General features: G+C 49.3%; 11 protein-coding genes. 5 read left to right on the top strand and 6 right to left on the bottom strand.

Features of this window, described 5'->3' with window-relative positions; translation table 11 throughout:
- Positions 1 to 47: 47 nt before the first annotated feature.
- The 3 genes from HZU72_RS14185 to HZU72_RS14175 are packed head-to-tail and all read right to left on the bottom strand — an operon-like array spanning position 48 to position 3350.
- Positions 48 to 1673: an OPT/YSL family transporter gene (locus tag HZU72_RS14185; protein WP_180093181.1), complete on the bottom strand. Its 1626-nt coding sequence runs from the start codon at positions 1671 to 1673 to the stop codon at positions 48 to 50.
- A gap of 49 nt (positions 1674 to 1722) precedes the next feature.
- A complete protein-coding gene (locus tag HZU72_RS14180; protein WP_180093179.1) occupies positions 1723 to 2412 on the bottom strand; it encodes an AroM family protein in 690 nt (229 codons plus the stop codon).
- Positions 2409 to 3350 (bottom strand): DUF1177 domain-containing protein, encoded by a 942-nt coding sequence (locus HZU72_RS14175; RefSeq protein WP_180093177.1) that lies wholly within the window; start codon positions 3348 to 3350, stop codon positions 2409 to 2411. The genes HZU72_RS14180 and HZU72_RS14175 overlap by 4 nt, the downstream gene beginning before the upstream one ends.
- A 95-nt stretch (positions 3351 to 3445) precedes the next feature.
- Between HZU72_RS14175 and HZU72_RS14170 the strand changes: the two genes are divergently transcribed.
- Positions 3446 to 4363, top strand: a complete 918-nt coding sequence (locus HZU72_RS14170) for a LysR family transcriptional regulator (protein ID WP_180093175.1) — start codon at positions 3446 to 3448, stop codon at positions 4361 to 4363.
- Between the two features lie 58 nt (positions 4364 to 4421).
- Here the strand turns inward: HZU72_RS14170 and HZU72_RS23870 are convergent, their stop codons facing one another.
- On the bottom strand, positions 4422 to 4595 hold the full coding sequence (locus HZU72_RS23870) for a thioredoxin domain-containing protein (RefSeq protein WP_328737266.1): 174 nt from the start codon (positions 4593 to 4595) through the stop codon (positions 4422 to 4424).
- A 3-nt stretch (positions 4596 to 4598) separates the two neighbouring features.
- Positions 4599 to 5012 (bottom strand): DsbA family oxidoreductase, encoded by a 414-nt coding sequence (locus tag HZU72_RS14165; RefSeq protein ID WP_235976123.1) that lies wholly within the window; start codon positions 5010 to 5012, stop codon positions 4599 to 4601.
- Between the two features lie 169 nt (positions 5013 to 5181).
- Here HZU72_RS14165 and guaB point away from each other — a divergent pair, with 169 nt between their 5' ends.
- The 4 genes from guaB to HZU72_RS14145 all read left to right on the top strand — a co-directional run bounded on the left by guaB (position 5182) and on the right by HZU72_RS14145 (position 11997).
- Positions 5182 to 6651 carry an IMP dehydrogenase gene (gene guaB / locus HZU72_RS14160; protein WP_180093173.1) on the top strand — a complete coding sequence of 490 codons (1470 nt, stop codon included), beginning with the start codon at positions 5182 to 5184 and terminating at the stop codon, positions 6649 to 6651.
- 97 nt (positions 6652 to 6748) lie between these two features.
- A complete protein-coding gene (gene guaA / locus HZU72_RS14155) occupies positions 6749 to 8326 on the top strand; it encodes a glutamine-hydrolyzing GMP synthase (protein WP_022519925.1) in 1578 nt (525 codons plus the stop codon).
- Between the two features lie 280 nt (positions 8327 to 8606).
- Positions 8607 to 10847, top strand: a complete 2241-nt coding sequence (locus HZU72_RS14150; RefSeq protein WP_089691621.1) for a sensor histidine kinase — start codon at positions 8607 to 8609, stop codon at positions 10845 to 10847.
- A 7-nt stretch (positions 10848 to 10854) separates the two neighbouring features.
- Positions 10855 to 11997, top strand: a complete 1143-nt coding sequence (locus HZU72_RS14145; protein ID WP_022519922.1) for a response regulator — start codon at positions 10855 to 10857, stop codon at positions 11995 to 11997.
- Positions 11998 to 12077: 80 nt separating this feature from the next.
- On the opposite strand, the gene HZU72_RS14140 is transcribed toward HZU72_RS14145, so the two are convergent.
- Positions 12078 to 13061: a DNA cytosine methyltransferase gene (locus HZU72_RS14140; RefSeq protein WP_022519921.1), complete on the bottom strand. Its 984-nt coding sequence runs from the start codon at positions 13059 to 13061 to the stop codon at positions 12078 to 12080.
- Positions 13062 to 13321: the final 260 nt, after the last annotated feature.

Below are 13321 nucleotides of genomic sequence, written 5' to 3'. Positions count from 1 at the left end.
GCAACTCCTAAAATGAAGGGCGCCAAGATGACGCCTTGAATGTGGTTTTATTTAGAACCCAGCTTAAGGGTAGACGAGAAGAAGCTGTAAAGTGCCGAGCCAGTAATGAAGCCCGCCCCCAGAATGTAGAGCTTCTGACTTCCATTGTCGCCAAAGCGTTTAACCACTAACCAGCGAATAATCAAGGCAATGTAAATCACGATCCCCGCTAGCGGTGAAGTGATCAAGAGGCCGGTGGCAAGTAGCACACCAATTTGACGCGACATTCCCCCCACCGCCTGAACGACAGCGCCAACGCTTGCCCAGATCGCTAGCTGTTTAGCGATTTCAGCGCTGGCGCCAGCATCGATGGTCGCCACGTAGACGCGCGCAACCGGTGGTACCAAGTCAGCCGCGAAGTAGGCATTGAAGGCGAAGGCGACGATCACGATCGCGACACCAAAACTGAACAGTTCAGCGAAGTATTGCTGGCGACGGCCATCAACCTCATAGTCCCGATCACTCCCTTCTCCACGGATAACCCAGCCCGCCTTTAGGTCGTAAGCCATGTCAGCGAACGCCGGTCCCGTCGCAACGGTGAACGCTACCAGCACACCCAGAGCGGTGGTGGGGAAGCCAATCAACATGCCGATAACCAAAAAAATCAATGCGGTAGCAAAGGAAGGGAACCAGCCAGAATGCATGGCCGCGATGCCTACGATTAGTTCAGATGCCATTGCAGCCATTGCAGCGAACACCAGCCAGCCGATTAACATGCCCAAGGACATGCCAGTGTAGATGCCAGTTCCCAAGGCGAGAATCAACGCCACGATAAGATAGGCAGTCAAGCCACTAATCATTGCCCGGCGCAACTGCAGCGCTGATCGGGTGGGGCGTTGTGGTGACGTGTCGTGTTCGCCCTGACGGCGCTCAAGGTACATCACTCGTAATATCTGCAGCAGCGCGATCAAGCCCGCGCCGATCATGATGCCATGAGGAATATAGGCGGCGCTGATATCGAAGCCAAAAAGTGATTCAGAATAGCCGCGAATGATTAACCCCAGTGCTAACGCACACATGGCAAACACGTTAGCGATCCAGGCGATACCGAACATTTCGGCGGGGATGCCGAATGCTTTGCCTACGCCACCACCGATCATGCCTACCAATAGCAGTAAGGCACTATGTCCTTTTTGGGCCGCTGCTTTAAGTGCCTCTGCGGTCGCTAGTCCTGGCGGCCAAGCGGCCCGGGCCGAGAATACCTTACTGTCGAACGAGAAATAAAGAATGGAAGCATCGGTAATCACCGCCAGCGAGGCACCAATCAGCATGGGAACCAGCATTTGAGACTCGCCCATAAGAAAAGGAATCGCCAGCGGTAACAACAACCCATTAGCGGCTGAAAAGGTAGCGCCAGAAATGGTTGTCTGCACCAGTGTTTGCCGCTCCAGCGAACGGTAGCGGCGGAACAGTTGTAGAGGAATATAGGAGAGTAAAATGGCGATCAGCGCGCCGATGATTGAGGTGTTAGGGGTAATACCCACGCGAGTGATCAGTTCCATGCCGATGATGGCACCTAGAACACAAACAATGATGTTGACCACCATTTGCCCCGGAGAAAAGAAGCGTGGGTGTTGATGCGTTTCCTGAGTGCTATCTGTACCGGGCGTTCCCGGTAAGGTTGTTTTGTTCATCTCAAAGCAATCCGCGTTATTGTGAAAAGTGTTTTATCGGTTCGCCGATTCACGTCAGCAGCAGGTTGGCGGCGCTGAATACGATTTGACGAGGCGTGAGAGTGCGATGACCGGAAAGCTTGGCAATGCGCTGGCGTTGCGCCAGCGTGTACCCCATGCAGTCTAAATAGAGCAGATCCCCCTTGAGCGAGGCGGCTTCATGAGCGGCTTGTTCCAGCTCCCGCGAAGCCCCATAGGGCGAGGCATAAAGTGTTTCAACATTGAATCCAGCTGTTTCCCAGCGGGTACGCGCATTCTGCATTTGGCGTGACTCAGGGCTCATGATGAGGAGTCTCCCTTGGGGAAAAAGAGACTGAATGCCGTGGCGTACCAGCCTTTTGGGTGACAGCACTGGCATGGGAAGGTCACGATAGTCGGGAAGTTCACCAGTACAGAGCACCACGATGGCGTCGACGTCATCTTCCTTCGCCATGGAGTGCACTGCCAAATCGAGTAGTGGTTCCAGGTCTGGTTCGGCAATGATGACTTGGCGGCCATCGCGCATGCGCGAAACCAGCACCTGAGACTGTTTGCCGGTGGGATAACGTTGCTCTATCTCTTCAAGCGTCAATTCATCTAGCGCGCCGCGCTCGACCACGTCTATGTGTGGAACGAGCAGCGTAGAGAGGTCTTCATGGAGGTCGGTGCGCGGCGCTTGACCAATCGTCACTATGCCCAAGCGCGAGGTATCGGCACTCATTTGCGAGCGCCCCTGTGCTGGAAGTGAGTGTGTTCTCCATACAGTGCGATCAAACGGCTGAATTCTTCAGCGTCGTAGAATTGGCAAATACCCGCCGTAAAGTCCTTCGCCACCTCAACGGCAAAACGAGCCGCCTGTTCAATATCGACTTCATGACTTGCCCCCGTCGCACAACCGGCTACGGCGGTTTCGGTGGACAAAGCCACGCCAATCACGGGAGCCGAGGTGGCAACCGCCGGTTGTAGAATACTATTCAGGTGATGGAGACCATTGCCGTAAGGTGTAATGTCTTGTTGAGTCAGCGCAAAAATGTGTGGCAAACGGCCCGTTACGCGGGACATTACATCCATTAGATCTTCGCTGGTGCGCAAGATATAGCCTTGCTTGACGGTCGGCGACATCGACACACCGCGCACATTGATGACGCGATTACCTTTAGTGGTGTCGATCGAAACGATGGCATCCATCTGAGCATCGATCTCGTGCTCCCAGGTATCTTCAAAGCTGATCGGCGAATCCATGAACGGTACCGGATGGTGTTCACGGGTGGGGGCATCGGGGCAGATATGCGTGGTGATAATAACGTCGCCCGCCAAACGATCACCGTGGGCCGCCATGCCAATCAGCTTGGCGGCGGCGGCCAGGGCCGCTAAGGCACCATCGCCGTCCGAGACATAGCCGGTAATGTCCGGGCGGGCACCGATACCGCCCAAACGGCCAATCACCCCCAGGGTGGGCGCCTCTTTGCCTGCTTGCTTGCCGCTGTGTCCTGCCACGGTGATGTGCAGAAAATCGCTGGCGCCTTTATCGGAAGTAACGCGAGTGACCTGAATACTTTCCGGCGCTGCTCCGCAACCTATCAAGTATTCCCGAACTCGCTCACCTGACGCACTCGGGGTATCCAGAATTTCATGAAGATCGATAACTTGCTTAAGCATTTACGCTACCTCGGTGGGGTAATAGACATAAGTAGAGTACGCTTGAGGATTGATTGGATAAATTTGAATTAAAGATGGATTAATTGGAATTGCCGATGAATAACGTGACCGCCAGGCAGTTGGAGGCAATAATCGCCGTTGCCGATTTGGGCAGCTTTACTGAAGCTGCCGAAAAGCTTCATCTTTCCCAACCTTCGTTGAGTCAGCTTGTGCGCCAACTTGAAGAGACGCTGGGCGTGCGATTGTTCGAACGCACCACGCGAAGGGTGAGCTTGTCAGCGGCGGGGCAGGCGTTTTTACCCGTAGCGGAGCGGGTACTTTTGCGCTTGGAGCGAGGCATGCAGAACATGCGTGCCTTTGCCAAGGGCCAGCAGGGTCAGATCAGTTTCGCGGCCCTGTTAACCGTCGGGGGAAGCTTGATTCCTGCAGCCATGGCAGAGTTCCAAAAGCGCTACCCCACGATAGGATTGGAGTATTTGGAAGAGAGTGATGAGCCTATCTATCAACAGGTGATGGCGGGGGATGTCGATTTCGGTGTCAGTGTCGCTCCTGTGAATTCGGACGATGTGAATTTCCATCCGCTCTACAAAGACTACCTCTATTTTGTCTGTTCGCCGGAGCACCCCTTAGCAGATGAAGGCGAGGTGAGTTGGCATCAGATCGTGGAGTGGCCGTTTATCGCCATGAAGGCACGTACCAGTATGCGAAGGCTTACCGAGCAAGGGTTTGCGATCACCGGTAAGCCGATGGAGCCTGTACAGGTAGCGGGGTATCAGTCAACTATCCTGGGCATGGTAGCTAACAATATTGGAGTGAGCGCCTTACCTTCATCGCTTAAGCTCATGTTTCGTCGAGACGATGTTCGCCTTGTGCCGATTACGGAAAGGCTCTATCGCGACATAGGCGTGCTTACCTCCCGTCGTCGAGAGCTTACCCCTGCAGCCACCGGGTTCATCGAAGTGCTGATGGAACTGGTAGAAGCGAATCGTTCGTTGCTTCCAAGCCCAGAATGATAACGTCTTGTATCCCCACGAGTCGTCAGTAACTCTAAATCGCAGGGAGGCCATAGGATTACGCCCGCTCCAATAGAAAACGTTTGAGGGCGGCGGGATCAGGTACACCCTGAATCACTTCGCCATCGATGACCAGGGTAGGCACCGACTGAATCAGCGCTTCTTCCACCGCATGCCGCTGAGCTGTTTGATGCTGCTCGCGGTAGCGGCCTTCGGCCAGCACATCCAGCACTGCCTAGCGCTCCAGGCCCACCGACTCGCCAATATCCGCCAGCACTTCCGGGTTGCCGATATCGCGCTCCTGCTGGAAGAACGCTTTCAGCGCGGCCATGGAGTAGGCGTGGCCCAAGCCCAGCTCTTCGGCCATGGCGAACACTTCAAAGGCTTTGTCGGTGCGTGGCTGCGGCGAAATATTGGGCAGCTTAATCGGCACGCCGAGCTTTTTGGCCATGGGATAAACCGAATCCTGCCATATCTTAGGCAAGTAAGGGTCTTCCACCTTCAGCGTGGGCACCGGGGCAGGGCGCAGCTCGAAGGGCCGCCAGCGGATTTCCACATCCATACCCTCGGTTGCCTGAACAATGGCCTCTTCGGCTAGCAGGCAGAAGGGGCAAACGTAATCGGTGTAGACAATAATCTGTTGAGACAAAAAGCCCCCTTTAAATAAAAAATAACTCATTGTCAGCCTACCAGCATACGTCATTAGCAATTGGTATAAGCACAACAGCCTGACTGCATTGCTGGGAAGGCCCTCAAAACGCTATAATGGGGGATTAACCTTTCACGCCCCACTTCCTCTCAATCAGGGTGTTGCCGCTATGCTACGTATGGCCCAAGAAGCACTAACGTTCGATGACGTACTCCTCGTTCCCGGCTTCTCCGATATTCTCCCCAAGGATGTCAGCCTCAAAACCCGCTTGACCCGCAATCTCTCGCTCAATATTCCGCTCCTCTCTGCTGCGATGGACACCGTTACCGAAGCGCGTCTAGCGATTGCGATGGCCCAGGAAGGCGGCATCGGCATCATCCATAAGAGCATGGCCATGACCCAGCAAGCTGCTGAGGTGCGCAAGGTCAAAAAGCACGAAAGCGTGATTGTGAAAGACCCGGTCACCGTTAGCCCGAAAGCCAAGCTCGAAGACCTGCTCGCCATGGCCCGTGAATACGGCTTCTCCGGTTTCCCCGTGGTAGAAGGCGAGACCCTAGTGGGTATCGTGACTGAACGTGACATGCGCTTCCAGCCTAACCACGGCGACAGCGTTGAAGCGATCATGACGCCGCGCGACCGGCTGGTTACCGTTAAAGAAGGTACCGACCTCGAAACCAGCAAAGCCAAAATGCGCGAACACCGCATCGAGAAAATGCTGATCGTTGATGACGAGTTCCACCTGCGCGGCCTGGTCACCTTCCAGGATATCGAAAAAGCCCGCACCTACCCAATGGCCGCCAAAGACAGCGATGGCCGTTTGTTAGTCGGCGCAGCGGTAGGCACCGGCCCGGAAACCCCGGATCGCGTGGCAGCCCTGGCTGAAGCAGGCGTGGACGTGATCATTGTCGATACCGCCCACGGCCACTCCCAAGGCGTTCTCGACCGCGTTCGCTGGATCAAAGAGCACTTCCCGCAGATTCAAGTGATTGGCGGCAACATCGCCACTGCCGGTGCTGCTCGTGCGCTGGCCGAAGCGGGTGCGGATGCCGTTAAAGTCGGTATCGGCCCTGGCTCGATTTGCACCACGCGCATTGTAGCCGGCGTTGGCGTACCGCAAATCACCGCGGTTTCCAACGTGGCCGAAGCGCTCAAAGAGTACGACATTCCGCTGATTGCCGATGGCGGCGTGCGCTACTCCGGTGATTTGGCCAAGGCAATTGCCGCTGGTGCCAGCGCCGTAATGGTCGGCGGCCTGCTGGCCGGTACCGAAGAAGCCCCCGGCGAAGTCGAGCTCTACCAGGGCCGTACCTACAAAGCCTACCGGGGCATGGGCTCCATGGGTGCCATGTCGCAGAGCCAGGGCAGCGCCGACCGCTACTTCCAGGATAAGAGCGAAGGCGCCGAGAAGCTGGTGCCGGAAGGCATCGAAGGCCGCGTTCCCTATAAAGGCATGATGAGCGCCATCGTCCACCAGCTGATGGGCGGGCTGCGCGCCTCCATGGGCTACACCGGCTGCCGCGATATTCAGGAAATGCGCACCAAGCCGGAGTTCGTACAAATTACCGGCGCTGGCTTTAACGAATCCCACGTCCACAACGTGCAGATCACCAAAGAAGCTCCCAACTATCGGGTGAGCTAACCAGCGTAGTTAGTTAAAACGGCGGCGGGCACAACAGCTCGCCGCTTGCTTTTTGGCCTTACCAGCGGCACCCACACCGCTTAACCGAGACCCTGCCATGAGTGACATTCACGCCCATAAGATTTTGATTCTCGACTTCGGCTCGCAGTACACCCAACTGATCGCCCGCCGCGTACGCGAGATCGGCGTCTATTCCGAAGTCCGCGCGTTTGATATCACCGAAGAGGAGATCCGCGAGTACAACCCCAACGGCATTATCATGGCCGGTGGCCCGGAATCCGTGACGGAACTGGACTCCCCGCGTGCGCCCCAGTGCGTGTTTGAAATGGGCCTGCCGGTGTTTGGTATCTGCTACGGCATGCAGACCATGGCCGAGCAGCTGGGCGGTAAGGTAGAAGGCTCTAACCAGCGTGAATTCGGCTACGCGCAGATTCAGATCGACGAAGATAACGCGCTGTTTAAAGACATCAAAGACCACGTAGACGCTAAAAGCGGCAAAACCCTGCTGGACGTATGGATGAGCCACGGCGACAAGGTCGCCGAAGCGCCCGCCCAGTTCACCGTGACCGCCTCTACACCGAGCTGCCCGATTGCCGCCATGTCCTGGGAAGAGAAGCAGTTCTACGGCGTTCAGTTCCACCCGGAAGTGACCCACACCCTGCAGGGCCAGCGCATTCTTGAGCACTTCGTGCTGGATATCTGTAAAGCCGAAAAGCTGTGGACACCCGCGCAAATCATCGAAGACCAGGTTCAGCGCGTGCGCGAGCAAGTGGGCGACCGCCACGTACTGCTTGGCCTCTCCGGGGGTGTGGATTCTTCCGTAGTTGCCGCGCTGCTGCACAAAGCGATTGGTACCCAGCTGACCTGCGTCTTCGTCGACAACGGCCTGCTGCGTAAAGCGGAAGGCGACCAGGTCATGGAAACCTTCGCCAAGCACATGGGCGTTAAGGTGATCCGCGTAGACGCCGAAGACCTGTTCCTCGGCAAGCTAAAGGGCGAGAAAGACCCGGAAGCCAAGCGCAAGATCATCGGCAATACCTTCATCGACGTGTTCGATGAAGAGGCCAGCAAGATTGAAGGCGTCGAGTTCCTGGCCCAGGGCACCATCTACCCGGACGTGATCGAATCCGCCGCGTCTAAAACCGGCAAAGCGCACGTGATCAAATCCCACCACAACGTAGGTGGCCTGCCGGAAACCATGAAGCTCAAGCTGGTCGAGCCGCTGCGCGAACTATTTAAAGACGAAGTGCGCAAACTCGGCCTTGAACTCGGCCTGCCCTACGATATGGTCTACCGCCACCCGTTCCCTGGCCCCGGCCTGGGCGTGCGTATTCTGGGCGAAGTGAAGAAGGACTACGCCGACATCCTCCGCGATGCCGACGCCATCTTCATCGAAGAGCTACGCGCCTCTGGCTGGTACGAAAAAACCAGCCAAGCCTTCGCCGTATTCCTACCGGTGAAATCGGTAGGCGTGGTCGGCGACGGACGCCGCTACGAATGGGTCATCGCGCTACGCGCGGTAGAAACCATCGACTTCATGACCGCTCGCTGGGCGCACCTGCCTTACGAGCTGTTGGAGAAGGTTTCCAACCGGATTATCAATGAGTTGGAAGGGGTTTCTCGGGTAACTTATGACGTGAGCAGCAAGCCGCCTGCTACTATTGAGTGGGAGTGAGTTTGTTCGTGAACGCTGTTAGGTGAACATAAGCCACTCAAAATAGAGTGGCTTTTTTGTAACTTCAGGTTATGGTTTCATCATTACTCGGCACCAGCTCTTGGCAATATTAGATATTTTTTTAATTATCATGAGTCTAAAGTTTGCAAATCAAATTAAGCTAGGTTATTTTTGATAAATTTTAATTGTTTCTTTTTTATTAATGATTTCTTAATGGTTTTAAATTTAAATCATCATAATTTGATATGCTTTGATTTATTTTCTCTCAGGAGTGTGTGATATGAGTGGGTCGTCGAAAGATAAAAATAGAGAATCAGCAATTGCTTTACGGCCTAAAGCTCGTATATTAAAAACTTTGGGCGAAGAGTTAATTAGTAGTGAAACTGTGGCGTTAATAGAGCTTGTTAAAAATGCTTACGATGCTGATGCTGAAAACGTATTAATATCGTTCTCTGACTCCCTTGAGAAGGGAGAAGGATCGATTCATGTTGTAGATGATGGCCATGGTATGGATATGGATACAATTATTACATCTTGGATGGTAATTGCGACTTCCTCAAAGAAAGATTATAAGAAAAGCCAGAATGGAAGAAGAAGGGTTCTTGGTGAAAAGGGAATCGGTAGATTTGCTACTGCTCGAATTGCAGATGAGCTAGAGCTTTTTACTAGAACCAGTAGCCAATCCTTTAACGAATCATATGCCGTTTTTGATTGGACTCAATTTGATGATGATGAAAAATTTTTAAGTGATATTCTTTTTCTTGCGGAAGAGCAAGTTGCTACTGTAGTTACACATGATTGGTGTTTGTCAAAGTTTTTGGAAGAAAGTTGTGATGCTTCTCCACACGGTACTTATTTAAAAATGAATGGGTTAAAGCACACCTGGGAAAGGCATGACATAGAAACACTTCAGCGTGGACTTTCAAGACTTCTTTCTCCTTTCTTTGCAAAACAAGATTTTAATATATTTCTAGAGCTACCCGAAGCGTATTCTGATTTCAATTCTAAAATAGCTCCTCCAGAGATAATTAAGTATCCCCATTATATTCTCAAAGGATGGGTAAATGATAATGGAGAATATTATTTTTCTGTGAGTATTGAGGCTGAAGGTAATACTCATGAGTATAGTGGATTTTTCTATAATGTTTTAACGGCTGGCGAATGGGAGTTACATACTTCTAAGGAAACGCCAGTGAAATCAGAGTTTACAGAATATGAAAGGTTAGTTGATAGCGGTCCATTTGAGTTTGAATTAAGAATTTGGGATCGCGATGAGCTTGAAAATTTAGTTCAGAAATTGGGTGGTGGTATAAGGAGTGTCAGAAAAGATTTAGATGCAATAGCCGGAGTAAATATTTACCGGGACGGCTTTCGAGTTTTACCATATGGCGAACCTAATAATGACTGGCTTAGGTTAGATATACGTCGTGTTCAAGCACCTACAAAGAGATTGTCAAATAATCAAATAACTGGCTATATAACTATTACAGCAGATAAAAATCCTAATTTGCATGATCGAAGTAACAGAGAAGGTTTGGATAATAATTCGGCATATTTTGATTTGCAAAATATTATGAGATTTTTGTTGAATGAGACCGAAAATCTTAGGTATGTATCGAAACGTGAAACTTTAAAAAAGTCAGATGATGACGATCAAAATAAAAATGGGTTATTTCAGTCTCCTGATTTTGAAAAAATATCAGCTTCTTTGAAGGACGATAAAAGTAACAAAGAAGAAACTCTTCAGCTAATTAGTAAAGCTGAAGATGATTGGAAAAAGCAAATTAAAAAGTTGCAAAGTGTATTATCGCAGTACCATGCTTTGGCAACTTTAGGTGGTATTGTTGATAAAATACTTCATGATGGTCGTCAACCTTTAGCAAAAATTCAAACTGAAGCAGGTCTTGGTTTAGAGGCTTCAGAGGATTTTATAAAAAATAATCCTGACGACGCTCAGTTCAAAATTTTTGAAAAAAGCTTTGGGAAAATAGTTAGCCACTCTACAATCCTAAGAGATGTCTTTCAGAGAGCGGAACCATTTGGCGGAAGAAAACGGGGTAGGCCAAAAAAATATTATATTGAAAGCCTTATTCAGGAAAATTTTTCAAATTATGAGCAAGAGCTTAAAGAAGCAAATGTGTCAATACATCTTCCTGAAACAAGTACGCTTGTTAGTGTTGATACCACTGAACTGTCTGAAATTTTCATAAACCTTATTACTAATAGCCTTTATTGGTTAAAATCAGTGCCTAAAGATCGTCGTAGCATACATGTGTTAGTTGAAAGAAAAAAAACGGGGGCTCTAGAAATTATCTTCTCTGATACTGGGCCTGGTATTGATGTGAAGTATAAGGATAGGGTTTTTGAGCCATACTTCTCAAAGAAACCTAATGGTGACGGTCTTGGCCTTAGTTTGGTAGGTGAGATAATACATGGATATTATAATGGTTCTGTTGAGCTGCTAGATACTGGAGTTTCTGGTGGTGCCACGTTTAGAATTTTATTGAATAAAAGAGTGTGAACTGACTATGCCTAAGTGGAAAGTGCTTTCCGTAGATGATAATTCAGAAATGCATGAAGATCTTTCTAGGATATTATCTACCAGAATGGACGATGATGAATTTGAATTTATTTTTGAAACATCATTTAGTGCTGGTTTAAAGCTTATACAGGAGAGCAAATTTGATTTTGTTTTTTTGGATGTTCATGAAGATCTTAGCGACCCTGATCCTATGGATAATCTTGAGGAAGAAGATCAGCGAGGTGAGCAGCTATTAGTGGCACTGAAGGAAACTATCTTCGTTCCTGTCATATTTTATACTGGTTATCCATCTAAAGTAGAGCATTTAAAAAGTCATGTTGTTAAAGTGGTCGAAAAAGGATCGCCTCCACAGGATATTAGAGACGCAGTTAAATCTATACTTGAAACTCGTTTACCACATTTGACTCGGTATATTGAAGATAAAAGTCGCGCTTACATTTGGGAGAATCTTGAAAAATCTCTTAACGAAACTACTACTGGTAAGATAGAGTCCGATATTGCTCTTTTAGTTGCAAGAAACCTCGCTAAAAATTTGTCACAAAATAGTATAAAAGAATTATTAGGTTGTGATACTAGTCGAATTAACCCTCTTGAAATGTATTTATTTCCCCCCGAGAAAGGTGGGTGCAATCCTGCTGATATTATTTGTCGTAAAGACGACAACACTTTATGGATGGTGCTTACTCCTGCTTGCGATTTTGTGCAAGAAAATGCTGAGAATGTTTTGTTGGCACGAGTTACGCCTCTTACAGAACATGAGCTTTATATTAATTGGGAAAATGAGTTGAAAATGTATCATGAAATACCAGAGGCTCAAAGAGGGAAAAGTAGTAAAGTTCCTGTAAATCAGGCAAGAAGTAAGGTTAAAGATATAGTTAACAATAAGCACAAAGCGAGATATAGGTTTTTAGCCGGAACTTTCTTTATTGATGATTGCATTGTTGATTTTCAGAACTTATTACATATGCCGATGGTTGAGGAGGATGGGTATAGACCAATTTGTTCGCTTGACAATCCATATAGAGAAGAATTTTTGCAAATTTTTTCTAACTATTACGGTAGAATTGGCACCCCAGATTATGCAAAAGATGAAGTGTGGAATAAGATAGATGAAAAGTTTATTTTTTAAAATATTTTTAACTAGGATGAGCTTTAGATTGAATATAAATCGTGAGCCATTTATATGGCTCATGAAATAAACGCTTCTTATTAAGAAGCAAGTTTTATTCTTTTAGTTTCAATTGATGTTATTTTTTTAAAAATAGTTTCCATAACCGGCGAGCAAACGCCGTTGCCACAAAGTTTAACCTTGTCCCGTCGGCTGCCGTGTGAGAGGAGATGTTTAGAGCCTGCACCCATAGCTTGCAGCAGCTCTGGTGGTTGTAGCATACGAAGGTATGGAGTGTCATTTTCCCATGTAACCAAGCCAAATCGGTCTATGGTAGTTACTGTGCGAAGTGGTGCATCAAGCGATTGCCAGCCTCCAGCGTAATCTGACCCGTAATAAACGATAATAAAATCTTTTCCTCTTCCCAGAGCTTCAATAGCCCTCTCTGCCCTATCGATCGTTGCTTGTGCTCTCTTTTCCCTATAAAGAGGACGGCTTTTGTAAATGCCAGACCAGTCAATAATTGAACGAGCAGAATTAACACTTTTAGGGCGTAACGCGAATAGATCTTCCTGAGTAATAACAGACCCTTGCAGGTCGCAAACCAAAAACATACGTTTGCGTGCTTGAGGAACTCCAAAATCGGCTGAATTAAGGAACAAGTCATTTACGGTATAGCCATATGACTCAATAGCGCTAACCAGCTCTTGATGCCGCCCCCACTTTTTCATCCTGTTCACATTTTCCACAATCAGCCAGCGTGGCTTCATTGTTTCGATCCAGGGAATTATGCCAATAGCTGTTTCTTTGCTTAGCTCACAACCTGGCTTGGCTCCCCGAGCGATCGAGTGAGAAGTGCACTCGGGTGAAGTTAATAGCACATCAGGCTTGTATTTTTTTGCCAGCTCAATTGGATCTAAGTCTTCGATAGGTGAGCAGATGACTTCTGCAGAAGGAAAATTGCTCTTATATGTGGATGCGGCAAGCTGCCAAGCATCAACGGCAAGAATTGGAGTAGCTCCTGCCTTGACAGCTCCCCTGGCACCAAAGCCACCACCACAAAATAGATCCACGAACTTGAGCATACAGCCTTCTTCAATTGAGACGTTTTTGTACGATGAGCCATGTTACCAGGTTTAAATTTGTCCTGCCTATTTTGTCGTGGATATATTTCGGATGAAAGGTATATTTTAAGCCCGTAGACCTTGCCTTCTGAGGCAGAGTGATTTCGACTGAATGGAGACTGAAACAACACAGCTCTTGGTGCAAAAGAGGGCATCCCCCCCAGCCGCTACGCGCTTTACTATCAACAATTGTTATTCACGGAGGAAGCATCCATGGCCAT

The sequence above is a fragment of the Vreelandella sedimenti genome (assembly GCF_013416325.1).
Lineage (GTDB): Bacteria > Pseudomonadota > Gammaproteobacteria > Pseudomonadales > Halomonadaceae > Vreelandella > Vreelandella sedimenti.
This window is presented reverse-complemented; position numbering and strand designations above follow the sequence as displayed.

Bases quoted from the DNA above. Each gene is read 5' to 3' on its own strand.
- HZU72_RS14185 (WP_180093181.1), bottom strand. From the start codon at position 1,673: ATGAACAAAACAACCTTACCGGGAACGCCCGGTACAGATAGCACTCAG.
- HZU72_RS14180 (WP_180093179.1), bottom strand. From the start codon at position 2,412: ATGAGTGCCGATACCTCGCGCTTGGGCATAGTGACGATTGGTCAAGCG.
- HZU72_RS14175 (WP_180093177.1), bottom strand. From the start codon at position 3,350: ATGCTTAAGCAAGTTATCGATCTTCATGAAATTCTGGATACCCCGAGT.
- HZU72_RS14170 (WP_180093175.1), top strand. From the start codon at position 3,446: ATGAATAACGTGACCGCCAGGCAGTTGGAGGCAATAATCGCCGTTGCC.
- guaB (WP_180093173.1), top strand. From the start codon at position 5,182: ATGCTACGTATGGCCCAAGAAGCACTAACGTTCGATGACGTACTCCTC.
- guaA (WP_022519925.1), top strand. From the start codon at position 6,749: ATGAGTGACATTCACGCCCATAAGATTTTGATTCTCGACTTCGGCTCG.
- HZU72_RS14150 (WP_089691621.1), top strand. From the start codon at position 8,607: ATGAGTGGGTCGTCGAAAGATAAAAATAGAGAATCAGCAATTGCTTTA.
- HZU72_RS14145 (WP_022519922.1), top strand. From the start codon at position 10,855: ATGCCTAAGTGGAAAGTGCTTTCCGTAGATGATAATTCAGAAATGCAT.
- HZU72_RS14140 (WP_022519921.1), bottom strand. From the start codon at position 13,061: ATGCTCAAGTTCGTGGATCTATTTTGTGGTGGTGGCTTTGGTGCCAGG.